This is a genomic window from Acetobacter sacchari (assembly GCF_017377715.1).
In the GTDB taxonomy this organism is placed as follows: Bacteria; Pseudomonadota; Alphaproteobacteria; order Acetobacterales; family Acetobacteraceae; genus Acetobacter; species Acetobacter sacchari.
Window position 1 is genome coordinate 194,566 of sequence record NZ_JAFVMF010000003.1, and the last position, 18,043, is coordinate 212,608.

General features: G+C 63.7%; 19 protein-coding genes and 1 pseudogene. 11 read left to right on the forward strand and 9 right to left on the reverse strand.

Going from position 1 to position 18,043, the window contains the following annotated elements; translation table 11 throughout:
- Positions 1-3: 3 nt before the first annotated feature.
- Together J2D73_RS03755 and J2D73_RS20655 are read left to right on the forward strand one after the other, a co-directional pair.
- Positions 4-924 (forward strand): DMT family transporter, encoded by a 921-nt coding sequence (locus tag J2D73_RS03755; protein WP_207879490.1) that lies wholly within the window; start codon positions 4-6, stop codon positions 922-924.
- Between the two features lie 18 nt (positions 925-942).
- Positions 943-1,215: pseudogene (locus J2D73_RS20655) on the forward strand (IS21 family transposase); the annotation flags it as partial.
- 121 nt (positions 1,216-1,336) lie between these two features.
- Here the strand turns inward: J2D73_RS20655 and J2D73_RS03765 are convergent.
- The 3 genes from J2D73_RS03765 to J2D73_RS03775 all read right to left on the reverse strand — a co-directional run bounded on the left by J2D73_RS03765 (position 1,337) and on the right by J2D73_RS03775 (position 3,703).
- Positions 1,337-1,531 carry an ATP-binding protein gene (locus J2D73_RS03765; RefSeq protein WP_408736819.1) on the reverse strand — a complete coding sequence of 65 codons (195 nt, stop codon included), beginning with the start codon at positions 1,529-1,531 and terminating at the stop codon, positions 1,337-1,339.
- 122 nt (positions 1,532-1,653) lie between these two features.
- Positions 1,654-2,602, reverse strand: a protein-coding gene (locus J2D73_RS03770) for an IS630 family transposase (RefSeq protein ID WP_207879494.1) whose coding sequence is annotated in 2 segments (ribosomal slippage) — positions 1,654-2,266 and positions 2,265-2,602 — 951 coding nt in all. Because the reading frame shifts where the segments join, the coding sequence is not laid out codon by codon here.
- A 195-nt stretch (positions 2,603-2,797) separates the two neighbouring features.
- Positions 2,798-3,703: an AraC family transcriptional regulator gene (locus J2D73_RS03775; RefSeq protein WP_341535012.1), complete on the reverse strand. Its 906-nt coding sequence runs from the start codon at positions 3,701-3,703 to the stop codon at positions 2,798-2,800.
- Positions 3,704-3,794: 91 nt separating this feature from the next.
- On the opposite strand from J2D73_RS03775, the gene J2D73_RS03780 reads away from it, so the two are divergent.
- The gene (locus J2D73_RS03780) at positions 3,795-4,757 is read left to right on the forward strand and encodes an SDR family oxidoreductase (protein WP_207879498.1); all 963 of its coding nucleotides are present in this window, start codon (positions 3,795-3,797) and stop codon (positions 4,755-4,757) included.
- A gap of 336 nt (positions 4,758-5,093) precedes the next feature.
- Here the strand turns inward: J2D73_RS03780 and J2D73_RS21420 are convergent, their stop codons facing one another.
- A complete protein-coding gene (locus J2D73_RS21420; RefSeq protein WP_207879500.1) occupies positions 5,094-5,477 on the reverse strand; it encodes a hypothetical protein in 384 nt (127 codons plus the stop codon).
- A 159-nt stretch (positions 5,478-5,636) separates the two neighbouring features.
- Here J2D73_RS21420 and J2D73_RS03790 point away from each other — a divergent pair, with 159 nt between their 5' ends.
- The 4 genes from J2D73_RS03790 (at position 5,637) to J2D73_RS03810 (ending at position 9,535) form a co-directional block, all read left to right on the forward strand.
- The gene (locus J2D73_RS03790) at positions 5,637-6,383 is read left to right on the forward strand and encodes an SDR family oxidoreductase (protein ID WP_207879502.1); all 747 of its coding nucleotides are present in this window, start codon (positions 5,637-5,639) and stop codon (positions 6,381-6,383) included.
- Positions 6,380-7,288 (forward strand): AraC family transcriptional regulator, encoded by a 909-nt coding sequence (locus J2D73_RS03795; RefSeq protein ID WP_207879504.1) that lies wholly within the window; start codon positions 6,380-6,382, stop codon positions 7,286-7,288. The genes J2D73_RS03790 and J2D73_RS03795 overlap by 4 nt, the downstream gene beginning before the upstream one ends.
- A 344-nt stretch (positions 7,289-7,632) precedes the next feature.
- Positions 7,633-8,442, forward strand: a complete 810-nt coding sequence (locus tag J2D73_RS03805) for an IS5 family transposase (protein WP_207879506.1) — start codon at positions 7,633-7,635, stop codon at positions 8,440-8,442.
- A 103-nt stretch (positions 8,443-8,545) separates the two neighbouring features.
- A complete protein-coding gene (locus J2D73_RS03810; RefSeq protein ID WP_207879508.1) occupies positions 8,546-9,535 on the forward strand; it encodes an IS481 family transposase in 990 nt (329 codons plus the stop codon).
- Here J2D73_RS03810 and J2D73_RS03815 read toward each other — a convergent pair.
- A complete protein-coding gene (locus J2D73_RS03815) occupies positions 9,532-10,206 on the reverse strand; it encodes a TetR/AcrR family transcriptional regulator (protein ID WP_207879510.1) in 675 nt (224 codons plus the stop codon). The genes J2D73_RS03810 and J2D73_RS03815 overlap by 4 nt on opposite strands.
- A gap of 126 nt (positions 10,207-10,332) precedes the next feature.
- On the opposite strand from J2D73_RS03815, the gene J2D73_RS03820 reads away from it, so the two are divergent.
- The 4 genes from J2D73_RS03820 to J2D73_RS03835 all read left to right on the forward strand — a co-directional run bounded on the left by J2D73_RS03820 (position 10,333) and on the right by J2D73_RS03835 (position 14,869).
- Entirely contained in the window at positions 10,333-11,436 is a 1,104-nt protein-coding gene (locus J2D73_RS03820) for a Gfo/Idh/MocA family protein (RefSeq protein WP_207879512.1), read from the forward strand.
- Between the two features lie 62 nt (positions 11,437-11,498).
- Positions 11,499-12,701 (forward strand): GDSL-type esterase/lipase family protein, encoded by a 1,203-nt coding sequence (locus tag J2D73_RS03825; RefSeq protein ID WP_207879514.1) that lies wholly within the window; start codon positions 11,499-11,501, stop codon positions 12,699-12,701.
- Entirely contained in the window at positions 12,698-13,834 is a 1,137-nt protein-coding gene (locus J2D73_RS03830; protein WP_207879516.1) for an FAD-dependent oxidoreductase, read from the forward strand. The genes J2D73_RS03825 and J2D73_RS03830 overlap by 4 nt, the downstream gene beginning before the upstream one ends.
- Before the next feature lie 6 nt (positions 13,835-13,840).
- Complete coding sequence (locus tag J2D73_RS03835; RefSeq protein ID WP_243429615.1) at positions 13,841-14,869, forward strand: LysR family transcriptional regulator; 1,029 nt, start codon at positions 13,841-13,843, stop codon at positions 14,867-14,869.
- Here J2D73_RS03835 and J2D73_RS03840 read toward each other — a convergent pair.
- From J2D73_RS03840 to trbF, 4 genes are read right to left on the reverse strand one after another with little or no spacing between them, the layout of a single operon-like run.
- On the reverse strand, positions 14,854-15,087 hold the full coding sequence (locus J2D73_RS03840) for a DUF2274 domain-containing protein (protein WP_207879520.1): 234 nt from the start codon (positions 15,085-15,087) through the stop codon (positions 14,854-14,856). The genes J2D73_RS03835 and J2D73_RS03840 overlap by 16 nt on opposite strands.
- Entirely contained in the window at positions 15,084-16,286 is a 1,203-nt protein-coding gene (locus tag J2D73_RS03845; RefSeq protein WP_207879522.1) for a TrbI/VirB10 family protein, read from the reverse strand. The genes J2D73_RS03840 and J2D73_RS03845 overlap by 4 nt, the downstream gene beginning before the upstream one ends.
- The gene (trbG, locus tag J2D73_RS03850) at positions 16,283-17,356 is read right to left on the reverse strand and encodes a P-type conjugative transfer protein TrbG (RefSeq protein WP_207879526.1); all 1,074 of its coding nucleotides are present in this window, start codon (positions 17,354-17,356) and stop codon (positions 16,283-16,285) included. The genes J2D73_RS03845 and trbG overlap by 4 nt, the downstream gene beginning before the upstream one ends.
- On the reverse strand, positions 17,353-18,042 hold the full coding sequence (gene trbF / locus J2D73_RS03855) for a conjugal transfer protein TrbF (protein WP_207879527.1): 690 nt from the start codon (positions 18,040-18,042) through the stop codon (positions 17,353-17,355). The genes trbG and trbF overlap by 4 nt, the downstream gene beginning before the upstream one ends.
- Position 18,043 lies beyond the last annotated feature (1 nt).

The following is an 18,043-nucleotide window of genomic DNA, read 5'->3' on the forward strand; positions in this document are numbered from 1 at the left end:
GAGATGTCCATCGGTATCAGCTTGATCGTCCTGCTAGCCGCGCTCTTGCATGCGAGCTGGAATGCATTGTTGCGCGCCGGTTCTGACCGTCTCTGGTCAATGACGATAATGTGTGTGGCGATCGCGATCGTTTGCGCGGGGTTGGCTCCCTTCGTTCCAGCTCCGGCAAAAGCCAGCTGGGAATATGCGCTCCTCTCGGCGCTGCTCCATGTCGGCTACAATCTCTTTTTGGTGCGAACTTACCGGAGCGGAGATCTCGGGCAAACCTACCCGATCTCGCGCGGCTCCTCGCCAGTTCTCGTATCGATCGGAGCGATGCTGTTCGCGGGCGAATTCCCCGATCCAATCGGCGCTTTCGGCGTCATGCTCGTTTCCGGAGGGATCGGATCGCTCGCTTTACAGGGGCGAACAATCGGATGGGGCAGCCTTCCCTACGCGTTTGGAACGGGATGCTTCATCGCTGCCTATAGTGTGACCGACGGCATCGGCGTCCGTCTGTCCGGCTCGCCGATCGGTTATACGGTCTGGATGTGCCTGCTGTGGGGCGTGATGGCGCCGCCCGTCTATGCGGTCTTGCGCGACTGGCCCAGCCTCATGCGCGATCGACGAGAGACGGCGATCGCCGCCGGTGGCGGGATCGTATCGCTCGTTGCCTATGGTATTGTGATCTTTGCCATGTCGTGGGGGCCAATGGCATCGGTATCGGCGCTCCGTGAAACCAGCGTCGTATTCGCCGCGCTGATCGGCCGTATCTTTCTGAGCGAGCGGCTAACGACCTGGCGCATTGTTGCCTGCTGTGTGGTGGCGCTCGGCGCGATTCTGATCAGCCATGACGGTACCGCCGGGTCCGCTGCCCCGGTTGCTCACAGGTCTGATTTGCACTGGATGGGGACCGGCATGCAATCTGACCCCGTGGCGAAATAGATGCTCGCGAACACGGCGGCTGCGCATCGCACCGTCCAGGCGCGCGCTCACGCGGACGTGCTCCGCTCGAGTGAGGAGGTGGTGGCCGACCACGCCCGCTTCTTCGGGCGCAACCGGACCATCTATAATCCCTGACGCTACCTTCCGGTATTGGCCATGAAGCCCGGCACTCCGGAACGGCGCGCCCTTCGTGGGCTGGCACCTGCCGACAGCACTGGCCAAGCTGAGGCGGCGCGTCTGGGATCAGGTAACGAGGCTGACCGGCGGTTCGTACGCGTGCTGTCCCTGGTTGTGCGGATTCCGATGATGGCGCCCGTTTATTCCGATCGGATGGCGCCCAGATTTCCGATCTGATGCCGCCCAGGCGGGAGCATCGTCGGCGGGTTCATCAGGGGCTAAGCAGAGGTCGGCGTTAAGCCTTTGCGGAGCGGCGGGTGCGGCGGAGCGACTCTCCGGCGAGCTCGATGCGGTGGGCGTTGTGGACCACGCGGTCGAGGATGGCGTCGGCGTAGGTGGTCTGGCCGATCGCGGCGTGCCAGGCGGACACGGGGAGCGGGCTGGGGATTGGCGAGCAGCCTGTCGCTGCCAAGCCCCTCGCCGCCGGCATAGCGCGGTCGGGAGTGGCGCTTAGGGCGGGGCGATTCGACCGCCCCGCGACAACGTTGGATGGGGAAAGGTCTGCCAACCTGAACAGCGTTCAGGATAATCGCAAAATACTAGAGCGAAATCCTACCTGTCTGGATCGTACCCGGCGGCACTGAAGTAGTTGGCACACTCGTCTGGCGTGAAGGTTTTGGAGAGCGTGCCGATGGTGTTCCACAGGGCTTCGACGGTCCGGGCGGCCGCTTTGCGCAGATAGGCCTTGAGCTTGGCGAAGGCGTTCTCGATGGGGTTGAAGTCCGGGCTGTAGGGCGGCAGGAACTTTAATGTGCCACCGGCCTGCTCGATGAGATGGCGGGTGCGCTCGCCCTTGTGGCTGGAGAGGTTGTGCATGATGACGACATCGCCTGGCCTCAACTCCGAAATCAGAACGCGCTCGATGTAGGTCTCGAAGGCGACCCGATTGATCGGGCCGTTCATGACGAACGGGGCGATCATCCCGTGATGGGCCAACCCGGCGATGACGGTTGCCGTGCGCCAGTGCCCGAAGGGTACGCCCATGCGCAGCCGCTGTCCGCGCGTGAAGCGGCCATGGGTGCGGGCCATATTGGTCTTGGCCCAGGTCTCATCGATAAAGACCAGGCGCTCGGGGTCGAGATCGATCTGTCCGTCGAACCAGGCCTGTCGTCGGCTCAGGATATCGGGCCGATCCTGCTCGCTTGCGTGCGCGGTCTTTTTTGCGCGTCAGCCCGTGTCGGGCGAAGAAGCGCTGCAGCGTGCCATGACCGAAGCTGTGGCCGACATCGATTAGGGCAGCGCGAAGCTCTGCGGTCGTCATGTCCGGTGTCTGCGCCAGAAGGCGACAGATCAACTCGTGCTGGGTTTCGATCCTGCTGGAGCGGCGGTCGCCGCCCAGCGCTCCGGGCGCGACATCCCCTTGGCGCCGATCCAAGGCTCGCCAGCGACTGACGCTCGCGGCGCTGACGCCGAACCGGGCTGCCGCGGCACGGTGGCTGGCACCCTCGGCGACAGCCGCCAGAACACGAGTTCGGAGATCAACTGAAAGGGCTCGCGACATGACGGCCAGCCTCCCCGCCGGCCGGCATCATGAATCACAGATCAGCCGACGTGTGTACCCTCGCGATTCAATCAGATCGGGGAGCGCTCTAGACCCTGTGTTGCGTCCAGAACCCCGGCTGGCGCCGCGGTGATCGCAGGGCGGCGCCGGAGACCGGGGGAACGGCTGGTCGGTCTCTGACGCCAGCCGCCTGTCTCAATCTGCCGACCTTTGGCCATAGGCCGTCGGCGACAGCCCCGTGATGCGACTGAATGCGGTGCTGAAGGCGCTCACCGACCCATAGCCCGCCAATTTCGCGACTTCGATCATCGGACGCCTGCCCGACATCAGGACGGCTTTAGCCAACGTCATGCGCCAAGCCGACAGATAGCCGATAGGCGAGACGCCGACGATCTCGGCGAAACGGGCCGCGAACCCGGCACGCGACATACCCGCTTCTTCAGCCAGGCGCGCGACGGTCCAGTCTCGCGACGGCTCCTTGTGCAACGCTCGAAGGGCACGACTGATGCGCAGATCGGCCAGGCCCGCCAGCAGTCCGGGACGCATGCCTTCCAGCTGATCGGCGCGATGGCGCAGCGATTCCACGAGAACTACCTCCAGCAGGCGGTCCAGCACCAGCGACCGACCTGGCCGATCCGACGTAGCCTCCTCGTCGAGGAGACCCAGCAGCCGTCCCAGCCGCTGAGCGACAATGTCGGCCGCGCGGATGTGCACGATCGGCGAGAGTAGGCCCGCAATCTGATCGGCATTGGGCTCGGCGAACATGAAATGGCCCGCGAGAAATCGGGCGGCAGGCGCGGCGGGATCAACCCCCTGGAGGGCTTTCGGGTCAGCGAACAGCGCTTTCAGTCCAAGCGGCTTTACCTCCGGACCCGATCGCATGACCCACTCCGGTGGGTAGGCCATGATCATGAAGTCACCGGGGTGGAGCGTGACCCGGACATCGCCGCGTTCGAGAGTACACCCCCCTTCGATCATCTGTCCGAACACCACCGCCGCCACGGCTGGAAAGCCGATGGCCCACGGTTCTCGCGCGGAAATCATGCGCCAGCTCAATTCGCGTGGGCGCAGCAGGCCGACAACTTGCGACAAGGGATCCAATTGGACGCTCGATAATCAGATTTGGAGTTTAAGTTATAGATCGTCTGGTTAGCGACCGCTACCTTACCACGGATATCATGGGGAGGTCGGAATGCGCGTCTTCATCACCGGCGCAAGCGGTTTCATTGGCCAGGCGGTGGTCAGAGAGCTTATCGGCGCCGGCCATCAGGTCGTCGGGCTGACGCGTTCAAAGAACGCCGCTCGGACACTCGCCGGACTTGGCGCTGAAGCCCATCAAGGCTCCCTATACGAGCTCGACACCCTGCGCGCCGGTGCGGCCGCCGCCGACGGCGTCATCCACCTGGCCTTCGTCCATGCGCCAGGCGACATCCCACTCGGACGGCGACTGGGCATTTTCCTTGGCGGCGCGCCGTCCGGCATCGTCGGCCGGTTCGGCGCGGCCATGACAGGCACAGACCGTCACGCAATCGATGCACTGGGCGCGGCGCTGCAAGGCTCGGGGCGGCCCCTGGTCACGGTGTTCGGCGCCATGGGAATGGCCGAGGGACAGATCGCCACGGAAGACGACGAACCGGACCCGCGCGCGCCGGGCTGGCTACGCTCGCAGACGGAGGCGACCGTCGCGGCTTGGGCCGAGAAAGGTGTCCGCGCGACGGTGGTCCGTCTCGCGCCCTCGGTTCACGGCGACGGCGACCGTGGTCTCGTCCCGAGGCTCCTCACCGTGGCGCGCAAGCGCAGGGGCTCGGGCTATGTTGGTGACGGCGAGAATCGGTGGAGCGCCATCCATCGCCTCGATGCGGCGGTCCTGCTGCGCCGAGCGCTGGAAGAGGGCCAAGCCGGCGCACGCTATCACGGCGTCGCCGAGGAAGGCATTGCGTTCCGGGAGATCGCCAAGGTAATCGCACGACGACTGAACCTGCCCGCGATCAGCATGACGCGCGAAGAGGCGGCGCGTCGGTTCAGCTGGCTCGCCCCCTTCGCTGCCTATGACAACCCGATCTCCAGTCGGCTGACCCAGCAACGGCTCGAATGGCGGCCGATTCAAACCGGGCTGCTCGCCGATCTCGACCGCGAGGCGTATTTCCACGAATAGGCGGACCGGCGTCGCGGCCTCGACAACCACAACGACCAGCCGGGCAAACTCCACCACACTAACCGTTGGGCGATCGTCGCGTCCCAGATCAACGTCTGCCGAACTCAACGGCGTCAAGCTATATACCTGACTGCGCGATGCGCTCGAGCCAACGGCTGCTACTCACTCGAACGAACGGCTATGCGACTTGATACCGTGGGCGGACCCCCGCCTCGACGGCCGACCAGTTCCGCCAGAGCCAGGCCTTGGCGGCCGGATCGGTCGGGCCAAGCTGCAGGATCTCGAACGGTACCGGCCGCAGCGCATGCAGGTCGAACGGCGGATCCGCCCTCTCGGCTACGGACGGCTGCATGTGCTGTCAGGCGCGAGAGCTATGGGGTGAACCGCAAGCGCGTCCAGCGGCTCTGTCGCGAGGAGAAGCTGACGGTGCGCCGGCGCGGCGGCCGCAAGCAGGTAATGGGAACGCGCCGCCCGACCGAGGCGGCGCTGATACCTAATCGGCGCTGGAGCCTGAAACGCCGCAGCCACCCGATGGATGCAGGCGCTAACAGGACCTAGCAGGAGAGCCAGCTGGCTATGGTGGAACGCTCGCCGGCGAAAGCGTTCTTTGAGGTGCGGCCTCGACGGCGGCGAGCTCTCGGGCGTCAGACGCACCTCAAGCGCGCCCGGCATCTCGGCTAGCCGGTCGCGGAGCAAACGCGAACCCAGGTAGCCGCCCACGTGAGCAGTCTTGCGCAAGATTGCGACAGTGTGCGCAGGGCGTCGAGCGACGGAGCCACCTCCATTTGGCAATGGAGCCCACAAATCGACCGCCTCGCTCCGAGAGCTAACGAGGCGGCAGGTCATTCTGGCTCTGGCGAGAAATGGATAATGGAAAACGTGATCACCAGTGAAGTCGAAGGCAAGGTCGCTATTGTGACGGGCGCGGCGAGCGGCATTGGTCGAGCTGTCGTGGAGTTGCTGCACGAGCGGGGGGCCAAGGTCGTGGCGGAGGACGTGAATCCAACCGTTCTTGATCTTGCTCAGGATGGCTTGGCGCCGCTCGTCGCCGACATTACTCAGGACGGGTCCGCCGAAGCGGCAGTCTTGTTTGCCGCCGAGAGATTCGGCGGCCTAGACATCCTCGTCAACAACGCCGGGCGGATCGTCTACAAGGATATCGTCGATCTCAGCCGTGGGGAGTGGGATTGGCAGATGCAGACCAACGTGACGGGAGCCTTCCTCCACTCGCGTGAGGCGCAAAAGGCGATGAGGCCCAGACGGTCCGGCGCGATCATCAACATCGCCTCTTACGCTTCTTTCTTCTCCTTCCCAGGCATCTCCGCCTACGCTGCCTCGAAGGGCGCGTTGGCGCAGCTCACCCGGACGCAGGCCTTGGAGGCGATCCCGTATGGCATCCGCGTCAATGCAATTGGTGTGGGTGACACCGTGACCAACATTCTCAACCACTTCCGCGAGGACGGTCGCGAGTTTCTGGCCGAACATGGCGGCAGGGCGCCGATCGGCCGTGCGGCGCACCCGCGAGAGATCGCCGAAATCGTTGCCTTCCTGGCTTCCGACCGGGCGAGCTTCATTGTCGGAGCTGTTCTGATGGCCGACGGCGGAATGAGCGTCCCCGTGGGATGAACGCCAAACCATTTCCGTATCCGAAGGCAAATTGGCTGCTCGGGCACTTGCCGGGCGAGCTGGTCGCTCATGCGGAAACAGGAGCTGGTGGCCTAATCGCGCACCTCATTACACACCGTACGATCGAGACTCCAGTGCTTGTGCCTGCGGTCGCGGAGCCTCTGCTGGTCTGGATTGCCACCGGCGCGGCCCGCGTGGAGGAGCGCGCCGACGACGGTGGCTGGCGCAGGATCGAAGTCGGCCCGGGCGATCTCTTTGTGGTCGACTCGGACGAGCCTTACGAGTTGCGTTGGCAAGCACTTGGGGAGTCCTTTCAGGCGCTGCATGTCTATTTGAGCGTCGCGCTCGTTGAGGCGGCAGCGCTCGCCCTCTACGGCCAGCGCCAGCGACCGAGCCTGCGCGAGCCATCCGGCGCTCGGGACGCATGGGTCTCGGCGCTGCTGGAAGTCATGCACCGCGAGATGACGCGTGTCGGGGTCCCCACGACGCTTCTGCTCGAAGGGGTGGGCCAGGCGCTAGCCGTATGTGTGCTGCGGACCTTCACGGACAGCAACGTCCGTATCGAGCGCCGGGGCGCCCTACCGTCGATCCAGCTGCGCGCCGTCGTTCAGCATATGCGCGACCACCTCGCCGAGCCTTTCTCGCTCATCGTGCTCTCGTCGATCGCCGGGCTGAGCCCTTTCCACTTCAGCCGAGTGTTCAAACGATCAGCGGCCTCCTCGCCACGTGATTATTTCATCGGCCTGCGTGTCAAAGAGGCCCGCCGCTTGCTCCGTGAGACCACTATGCCGGTGATCGAGGTCGGCTTAGCGGTCGGCTACGAGAGCCCCAGCCACTTCGCTCAGATGTTTCGGCGCGCTACCGGAATGACGCCAACTCAGTTCCGCGGGGCTTCCTCATCGTGAAGGGCAGCACGAATAAGTCGCCGCCGAAGTGCGGCAATGCAATGGTCCGCTCAACCTCACTCTGATCGCTCCGTAGCGCCTCGTCGAAGGTCGGCTCCAGTGTTGATGACCTTTGCCTCGAGGCGCATGCACGGAACGGATGGTCCGCCTCGAAATTGACAAGCGGAGAACGAACATGTTCGGGCGGCTCAAGGACCAGCGCCGCGTCGTGACCCGCTACGATCGTTGCACCCACACCGTCTTCTCTGCCATCTGCATTGCAGCCACCATCACCTTCTGGGCTCGATACAGATTCCTAAAGGGTGTTATGTACTTTGGTGGCGGTTTGATTCATATCGGAGGGCATGACGACTGCGCGCAAGCCGTATCCCTCTGATGTCAGCGACGACGAATGGTTGCTGGTGATGCCGTATCTGACGTTGATGACGGAGACGGCGCCGCAGCGGGAGCATTCGCTGCGCGAGCTGTTCAATGCGCTGCGCTATGTGATCCGCTACGGCATTGCCTGGCGGGCCATGCCCAACGACTTCCCCCCTTGGGCGGCGGTCTACCAGCAGGCGCAGCGCTGGATGGCGGCGGGATGCTTCGAAGCCCTGGCCCAGGATCTGCGGGTGCTGCTGCGCATGGCGTCTGGTCGGCCACCGGACCCCACCGCTGCAATCATCGACAGCCGCACCCTGCGCTCGTCGCCCGAGGGCGGCACCCGTGCCGGGTATGACGGCGCCAAGCGCAAACGAGGGTCCAAGGTGCATCTGGCAGTGGATACGCTGGGCCATCTGCTGGCGCTGCACGTGACCCCGGGCGACGTTGGCGACCGCACGGCGGTGAAGCGCCTTGCCGCCGACATCCAGGATGCAACCGGGGATACCGCCACGCTGGCTTATGTCGACCAGGGCTACACCGGCGATGTGGCGGCCAACGCGGCCGCTGCCGAGGGCATCGCCCTGCATGTGGACCGCCTCCCCGAGGCCAAGCGCGGGTTCGTGCTGCTGCCCAGGCGCTGGGTCGTGGAGCGATCCTTCGCCTGGGCCACACGTTGCCGCAGGTTGGTCAAAGACTACGAACGCTATGCCGCTACACTCGCCAGCTTCCACGTCATCGCGTTCGTCGGATACATGCTCAAACACGTAGCTCAGATCATGCAAGGTGCATAACACCCTCTAGCTGTCAGGTTGTGAGACGTCATTGGGATGAGGTATCGTGGGCTATTGCTGCTTACGCCCTTTGGTTTGACGTCGAACGCCAGAGAGATCGTTGATGCACCAGATCCATCCGCAAGCCCGCACGACACCTGCCGTCCGGGCCGAAATCGCGCGCTCGACGGAAGGGACCGGGGTTTTGGCGCGACGCTTCGGTATCAGTGACGAGACGGTGCGCAAGTGGCGCAGGCGCGGAGTAGAAGGGTGCACCGATCGGAGCAGCAAGCCCCGGTTACTGGCCTGGAAAGCGACCGCGGAAGAACGCGCGATCGTCTGCCATCTGCGTCGCGCCACCGGGTTCGGGCTCGATGACCTGACGTTCGTGCTGCGGCACTTCCTGCCCCACCTCAACCGCGACAGCGTCTGGCGCATCCTCAAGGACGCAGGGCTCAACCGACGGCCGGCGAAGGAGAAGGTCCGCCCGGCGCGGGGAGAGGGCACCTTCCGGGATTATGACCTGGGCTACGTCCATATCGACGTGAAGCATCTGCCGAAGCTGCAGACTGCCGATGGCGAGGCCCGTAAACGGTTCCTCTACGTCGCGATCGATCGCTGCTCGCGCTTTGTGCATCTGGCCGTCTACGACGCCGAGAATGCAGCCAATGCCGTCGAGTTTCTCAAGACCGTCAAAGCCGCCTTTCCCTTCCGGGTTACGCATATCCTGACCGACCGAGGCTCGTGCTTCACTGCAGACGCCTTCGAGAAAGCCTGCCAGGATGTCGATCGTCGGCGAACCCGAGCGTATTCCCCTCAGACGAACGGCATGGTCGAGCGGTTCAACGGTCGCATCGCAACCGAGGTTCTGCCGATCAACGTCGCACACCACGCGGATCTCGAAGTCCTGCTGCATGGGTTCAATCACGCCTATAACCAGCGCCGACAGCGGGTTCTGGGCGGCCTTCCGCCCACCGCGAAAGTCGCCGAGCGCCTCAAGCAGAGACCACGTCTGCGTAATCGAAGCTATAAAACCATGACAGAGGTCAGTATCATGAACGACCTCGACCGTATCATGGTCTACGCCAATGACGTCTCACAACCTGACAGCTAGGTGGACGAGCGAAGGCCACTGAGAAAGAACTTAATACCCGCAAGAAAGTCTGCGCGGTCATCATGATCTGGTAACTGATCAGCAACATCGCACGTAAATGGATAATCTTTCCGATCGAGTTTAGACCATGTGATCGCCAGAGACTCTAGGAGAGTAGACCTGTAGAGACCGCGCGTACGCGTGAACTGGGCATTGGCAGCATTCTGACGACTGACGCCCACGATGTAGTTGAGCAGGGCACATACCGCCTGCCACTCGTCTCCATCCCTGACGTGAAGAGCGCGAACTTGCTGGCCGATGCGTTCAAGAATGCGAACCACGGGCATTTGCCCCGGAGCGTGTGTGAGCGCCGCTCCAACCCACGGATGGGCGTCGATTGCATCGAACAAGCTCAGCGAGAGCGCGCAGATGGCGTCTTCCGGCGGCATCCCGAGCACTGGCGCGTCAACCGCATGGGCGACGATAGCGTCACAGGCAGCGGTTAGCAGTTCACTCTTGCTGTCGATGTGCCAGTAGATTGCTCCTGGGCCAGTGGCTAGGCGGTCGGACAGGGCGCGGAATGTGAGGCCCTCCTCGCCGTCGCTGTCGAGGATTTCGATAGACGCCTCGATGATACGCTCGCGAGAGAGCGATTCCTGCCGCCGTTTGGCGGTGCGCGTTGTCTTGCCCATCCCCCCTTATGGCAGACATGGAACGCCGTTCCAAGTTGACATAAATGGAATTCCGTTCCATCGTGGAATGGCGTTCCACAACTGTCGCCGCCGTTCGAATGCGCCGGTTCATGAAGGATCAAAGCAATGACTGCGAGCCGTTTCCGTATCGGCATTGTAGGCCTCGAGCCGGGCAGGAGTTGGGCCGCGCGCGCTCACGTGCCGGCTCTTAGAGCGTTATCTGACAGCTTCGAGATTGCGGGCGCCGCCAACACCAGCTTGGAAAGCGCCCAGCGTGCCGCTGCTGAGATCGGTCTGCCGAAAGCATATACGAATGTTGCCGAATTGGTGGCGGATGCCGAGGTGGACATCGTCGCCGTCACGGTGAAGGTGTCGCATCACCTCGAAATAGCCAAAGCGGCAATCGAGGCAGGCAAGCACGTCTACTGCGAATGGCCGCTCGGTAACGTCCTCGCCGAGGCGGAGGAGATTGCAGCGCTCGCCAAGGCAAAAGGCGTGCTGGGCGTTGTCGGCACGCAGGCCCGTGTCGCGCCCGAGATCCAGTATCTGAAGCAATTGATCGTTGATGGTTTCGTCGGGGAGGTGCTGTCGACGACGTTGGTAGCCCGCGGTGGCGGCTGGGGGGGTATCGTGCCGGACAAGAAAAATGGCGCCTACCTTCTCGACAATGCCAGTGGCGCAACCATGCTCACAATTCCGGTCGGGCATACACTTGCCGGATTGACGGAAGTGCTGGGCCCAATCGCACAGCTGTCGTCGGTATTGGCGACCCGTCGCACGGCCGCGGTCGTCGCAGGAACCGGCGAGACGCTGCCCGTCACCACCGCTGACCAGGTGCTGGTTAGCGGCGTCCTTGTCAGCGGCGCGCCCATTTCCGTCCACTACGTCGGCGGTATGCCGCGAGACGGCGCGGGCCTGTTGTGGGAGATCAACGGCACGCAGGGAGATATCCGGGTGAAGGGTCCGTTTGGACACGCCCAGCTCGTGCCCCTCACGATTGAGGCGGCACGCGGTGACGAGAAAGCCTTTCAGCGGCTTGAGGTTCCCGCTTCATATCTCGGCGGCCTGCCGTCGGACCCCGCGCATGGAAACGTCGCGCGCAACTATGCGCGTATGGCACGTGATCTGCGCGACGGCACCCGTACAGCGCCGACGTTCGACGATGCTGTTGTGCTCCACCGCGTCATCGCAGCGATCGAGACAGCGGCGACACACTCGATAGAGCCGTGATTACGAGCGAACCAAAGCGTCCCTTCGGCCTCGGCGAACGCCTCGGAAGAAAGGATAAATCCATGACTGAAGCGACCCCGTGGTACGCGACATGGACGCAAGCCGTCACCGACTTTCGGGGCGAGGCGGACGAGCGAGGCTTCACCAATGTCACGGTTCGCCTGACCGTGCCGGCGAGCCTCGGCGGCAGCCGCGTTCGCGTGGAATTGAGCAATCGTTTTGGCGATGGGCCCGTTCGGATCGGACGGGGTGCGATCGGGATCGGCGACCGTTTCTCCAAAGTTGCGTTTGACGGTCTCTCCTCAACTGAGATCCCGCCCGGCGCGTCCCGGTGGACCGATCCCATCGGCTTGACCGTCCGCCACAGTGACGAGATCGTCGTCGATCTCTACCTTCCCGAGCCGACACCCTATACTACGGCGGCCGGATTCAGGTTTAGCCGATCTTCACCCGGGGACTTGGCGGGCGCGTGCCCGTTCCCGCTTGAAGGCGGGTCGCCGGAAACCATCGATGAATCCCGAGAATTTCCGGCCGCGAATACCGGGGCGGAGGACGAGCCTGATGGAACGGGCTGGTCGCTGCCTCCGGGAGGTCCATTTCTGCGGACGATCGAGGTCGCCGGGGTTGAGGCGAAGGCGGTGATTGTGGCCCTCGGGGGTTCGAGCACAGCCATGGGGTGGCCGCAGTACACGGCGGCCTTCCTTCCGGCCGACGCGAAAATCGCCGTCGTAAACCGGGGTATTGCGGGCAACCGCATTCGTCTGGATGCACCACCGTCGACGCCTTCGTGGGGGCGGTCGGGATTGTCTCGTTTCGATGAGGATGTGCTCGGAACCGCCGGCGCCACCCATCTGGTAATCGCCTATAACAGCAACGATTGGGGCCTTCCGGGTCGAATTACGCCCATGGCTGAAATGCCTTCAATCGATCAATTGATCGCGGGATATCAGGAACTCATCGGCCGCGCCCAGGCAGCAGGACTGCAGGTCATCCTCGCAACCGTGACGCCACTCGCACCCGAACTGCTGGCTGAACCCGAACGAGAAGACATGCGCATCGCATTGAACGCGTGGATTCGGGCGTCGGGCCACGTAGTCGTCGACTTTGATGCCGCGGTTCGCTCTGAATCAGATCCCTCTCGCCTCGCGGCCAAATACGCGGCCCCCGACGATACGCATCCCAGCGTGAACGGGTCGAAGCGCCTCGCACAGGCGATGGTTGAAGTTATTCAGCGATTGAAGCTCTGGCCCGTGGAGGGCGCATGAATACTCCCATCACGATTATAGGCGCCGGACTCGGCGGCCTCATGCTCGCTCGCGTTCTCCACGTTCACGGTATCGCTTCGACGATCTACGAGGCGGAAGTCTCGCCCGACGTGAGGGCGCAGGGCGGCCAACTCGATATTCACGACTACAACGGTCAGGTCGCGCTCAAGGCCGCGGGCCTTTTCGATGAATTCACCGCGATCATCCACGCTGGTGGCGAGGCGACGCGTGTGCTCGATAAGTACGGGACCGTCTTGCTGGATGAACCCGATGACGGGACAGGTAACCGCCCCGAGGTTCAGCGGAGGGACTTGCGGCGGCTCCTGCTCAACTCGCTTCCAGCCGATACAATCCAATGGGGATACAGGCTCGCGTCGGTGTCCTCGCTCGGGAGCGGACGGCATCTGCTGACTTTCAGCGATGGCCGGACCGTAGAAAGCGACATGCTGGTGGGCGCCGATGGCGCCTGGTCGAAGATTCGGCCGCTTCTTTCTGAGGCGAGACCGGCCTACGTCGGAACTTCATTCATCGAAACCTACCTGTTCGACGCCGACATCCGTCACACGGCCAGCGCCGAAGCAGTTGGCGCCGGCGCCTTGTTCGCACTTGCTCCGGAGAAGGGAATCCTCGCTCACCGTGAGGCGAATGGTGTGCTGCACACCTATGTGGCGTTGAACAAACCAGAAGACTGGCTGAACTGTATCGATTTCTCGGATGCGAGCACCGCTTTGGCGCGGGTCGCGGAGGAATTCGAGGGATGGGCTCCTGAACTGACAGCGCTCATTACCGATGGTGAGACTGACCCCATACCGCGCAAGATTTATGCGCTTCCGATCGATCACACCTGGGGCCGAGTCCCTGGCGTTACTCTCCTCGGCGATGCAGCACACCTGATGTCGCCCTTCGCGGGGGAAGGGGCAAACCTCGCGATGTTGGATGGCGCTGAACTCGGCAAAGCCATAGCTGCAAATGCTGGAGATATGAAAGCCGCGCTGCGCGCCTATGAGGCAGAGTTGTTTCGCAGAAGCGCATCCGCTGCCGCGGAGGCGGAGCGGAACCTGAAGCTGTGCTTCGACGAAAGCGCTCCTTACAGCTTGCTGAACCTTTTTTCCCAACCCTCAACGAATCAATAGGCTCTGATGTCTGATAGCGAGCCAGCGCGACGGCGGGCCGCACAGGCAGGGGGTGAGAGAAAGCCGCCCCCGCGGACTAAGGATGTTGATGCGGAAGTTCCGGCACGAGCCTCGACGGACCTCGTCGAGTTTCGAGATTTGAGATTGGCAGTCATTACGTCTCAGCATCGCAGCCTAAGACAGGCAGCAGAAGCCATCAATATTCGTCAGTCCACTCTTAGCCGTCGCTTGCGAGATCTCGAATATTGCCTCGGGTCAGTGCTCTTCGAGCGCACCAACGGTGGAACGCGACCAACCGTCGAAGGCCAAGAGTTTCTCGAAGCGGCGAAACGCATCATCGAAGAAGTGAATGCGATCACTGTCCGGTTGAAGACCCGATCGCGCGGTGAGAGTGGCCGGTTGACGATCGGGGTTCATACCTCCCTGGCCGCGGGCAATTTACGGGCGACGCTGATCGAATACAGACGGCGCTTCCCGGAAGTGGAAGCTCAACTGGTCGACGGTTCAGGTGAACACCTAATTTCTGACCTCGCCGATGCAACGATTGATGTCGCATTCGTGGCTGAGAGCGAACCGAGCTGGCAAGACAGGTCATTGTCGGTCTGGAGCGAGCGCGTGGTCGTGGCGGTGCCCGACACTCACCCGTTCAATGACCAGGAGGTCGTGCATTGGCACGATCTGAAGCGGGAGCCACTGCTGTTACCGTCACGTGGCCCAGGACCGGAGTTCAACAAGCTTCTACGCAGCAAGGGAGGCGCGTCCGACTCGTTGCGCCTCTTTCGACACGACGTAAGCCTCGACCGCCTGCTAACGTTGGTCAGCCTCGGCTGGGGTCTTCTGCTGGCGCTCGAAGGGGCGATCGGATCCGCCCAAAGCCGCGTGAGCTTTCGCGAGGTGCATGATTTGGACGGACCGATGCGCTTCACTTTCCGGGCCTATTGGCGGCAAGCAAACAGCAATCCGTCCCTGTCTACGTTCTTGGAGATGCTACGCGAACGCTATCCTGATCTTTCCGCCGATCAGCCCCTGATCTGACTCTGGTCGCGCCGAGCCTTGGTGAACGCTCGATCGGTCGCCATGAATCGCGTGATCATCGGGACAATCAATCTCACCGGATCGGGCACAGCTTGACCTGTTGTCCTGCCAAGCGTCTCAGCATAGGCGACGAGATCGCGGTGGACTCCAGCGGGAAGTTCAACACTGACTTTGACGGGCTTGTCCTCTGTGAGGGGTCCGAGTTTCAGCTTGGTCATGGCGCTCCTCCTTGTCCGTAGGGTGCCAACACCAGATCTCGCGTCACGATGACCCGGACGGGGAAGCCGGGACGGATCGTGAGCGTCGGCTGGATGTTGAGTTGGCGCTGGACGATCTGCGAGCCGGTCTGGCTGATGCTGGTGGAGGCGCCGCTGCGAATCGCCTGCACCAAGTTGTTCTCATCCTGGCTCGTGCCCGCCTCGGCGCCGACGCTGAGCAGCGTCGAGAGCACGGCGGCCTTGAACAGCATGCCCCAATGGTTGTCGATCTCATCCTCCAGCCCGGCATAGCCCTGCGTGTCGGCTCCAGGCTGGCGCTCGAGCACGATGGAATTGCCGTCCGGCATGATGATGCGCGTCCAGACCAGGAGGATGCGACTCTGGCCGAAGGCGACCGAGCTGTCGTACTGGCCGATCAGCTTCGCACCCTGCGGGATCAAGAGAAACTGCCCGGTCGGACTGTCGTAGACGGCCTCGGTCACCTGGGCGGTGATCTGGCCGGGAAGGTCGGATCGAATGCCGGTGATGAGCGCCGCCGGGATCACCGTTCCGGCCTGCACGACATAGGGTGAGGCCTTGGCTTCGAGCCGGTCGGAACTGACGGTGCGCTTGTCCGGCGTGGCGTTCAAGAAGGCGGACTTGCGATCCTGCATGTTTTGCGCCGAGCCAGCGTCAACAGGCGGCGTGGGCGTCGGACCGCTCTGTGTCGCAGTCGCGTGCGGAGAGACGAGGCTCACCGGCTGCGGCTGCTGGTTGGTTTGAGCAAAGAGGCGACTGACGCGCGCTGCCTCGGTCTCCTGCGCAAGCCGCTGGGCCGCGGGATCGGGCGTGGGTGCCGGAGCGGTTGTGTTCGATGCGGCGCCGGTATTCAGGATCGGCTTGCCGAGATCGCCGGGCAGCGGCGGCCCGAGCGGTGGGGCTTGGCGCGGCAGTCCGGTGTAGTCCTTCGGCAGTCCGGCCAGGCCCTCGGCCGAGGGCCGGTTCTGAGTGCTGAGCAGCTCCTGCCCCGGCTGTCGCTTGTTGTGGGTCTGGAGCGCGTAGCCGAGCGCGCCGGCCACGGCGAGCGCGGACATCCCGCCGAGCGTGATCAGCACCTTGCGCGAGAGACGGGTGACGCGTGGCCGTTCGCCCCTAAGGCGGAGGTCGGGCGGCACGACGGGCGTGGGCGCCGGCTGTTGTTCTTCCGGCTCGTCCGTCATGACCGCGGCCTTCCGTCGGTGCGGACGATGCGGACCCGCCGCTCGCTGTCTTTATCGCCGAGGCGCAACTCGGCCGCGGCGAACAGGCGATCGACGATGTAGTAGTTCTGCCTGACCCGGTAATTCACCAGCTCGGAGCCGCCGGCTGGACCGATGACGAAGAGCGGCGGCATCTCGCCCTGGCGGATGCCCGACGGGAACTCGATGAAGACCTTCTGGCCATCGTCGAAGGCGCGCAGCGGCCGCCAGGCGGGACTATCGCCCTCGATCGCATAGCGGAAGTTGATCGCGGCGAGGTCGACGCCGGTGGCGATCGGCGCGGCCGTCTCGGCTGCGGCATTCTGCTGGCGCAGCGCGATGAGCTGATCTTCCGGGTACTGCCAGGAGACCGAGGCCATGTAGGTCTTCTCGGTCGAGCGCAGCTCCAGCAGGTAGGTCCGACGATCGGTGTTGATGACGAGGTTCGTCACCAGCTCGGGCCGGGTGGGCTTCACGAGGATATGGACCTTCTTGGTCGCACCCGCGCCGCTTTCGGTGTCGCCGATGATCCAGCGCACCGTATCGCCGGCCGCGACCGGACCTGTGCCAACGAGCTGCTCGCCCTCCTGCAGGGCGATGTCGGTGATCTCGCCGGGCGCCGTGTAGGCCTGGTAGAGCGCGCCCGCCGAATAGGGATAGACCTGCACGGCGTTGATGAAGCCATTGCGGACTGGCTGGATGCGAGCGGCCGCATTCGCCTGATTGACGCGCACGGCGGGATCGGGCGCTTCTGGGACGGGCTTACCCGTGTTGAGCGGCTTCAACTGGCCGGGCAGCGGCAAGGGCTTCGGCAGCTCGACGATCTTGACCGGCGCGGGCGGATCGACGGTGAGCTTCGCCGGTACGGCGCTGTCGTAGTTGATGTCCGGCGGGATGAACTTATGCGCGCAGCCGCCGAGCGCTGAGACGGAGAGCAGCAAAGCCGCAAGGCCGGCTTTACGGAAAGGCGCAATGCCTCCTTCCCGCTTCTGCTGAGAGACTGAAAGACGTGAAGCCGGACCGCCGGCTTCCATGGAAATCGGCGGGGTCATTGTCCCAGCTCCTTCGACCAGTTGATGGCGGTGACGTAGATGCCGAGCGGGTTCTTGCGGAGCACGTCGGCGGAGGTTGGCGTTTGGATCGCGACGGTGAGGATCGCGGTCCAGCGCGAGTTGTCGGCGAGCGCGCCGTCCTGGTAGCGGTGCTCGACCCACTCGACGCGGAAGCTCGACGGCGAGGCGCGGATGACGCTCGAGACGTCGATGGCGATCTGCTGATGGCCGAGCTTGCCGAACGGGTCGTTCGCGCGGGCATAGTCGTTGAGCGCCTGGGATCCTGAGGTGCTGGTGAAGTCGTAGGCCTGGAGCCAGTTCTGCCGCACGATGATGGGATCGGCCGGCAGCGAGCGGACCATCTCGACGAAGTGGGCGAGATACCAGGCGATCTGGGGATCGCTAGGGGTATAGTCGGGCGTGGCGGCCGTGACCGCTTGCGCTTGGCCCAGCTTGTCGACCTGGACCACCCAGGGGACGATGCTGCCATGGGTCGATTGCCAGACGAGGCCGCCAGCGAGGCCCATCGAGAGCGCCAGCGAGCCGAAGGCCATCAGGCGCCAGTTTTTCGCCTGCACGCGGGCCGAGCCGATGCGATCGTCCCACGCCTGCGCAGCGCGCTGATAGGGCGTTTCGGGTTCCGGCGTGCGGCCGTAACGGACGGTGGATCGGCGGAAGAGCGCCATT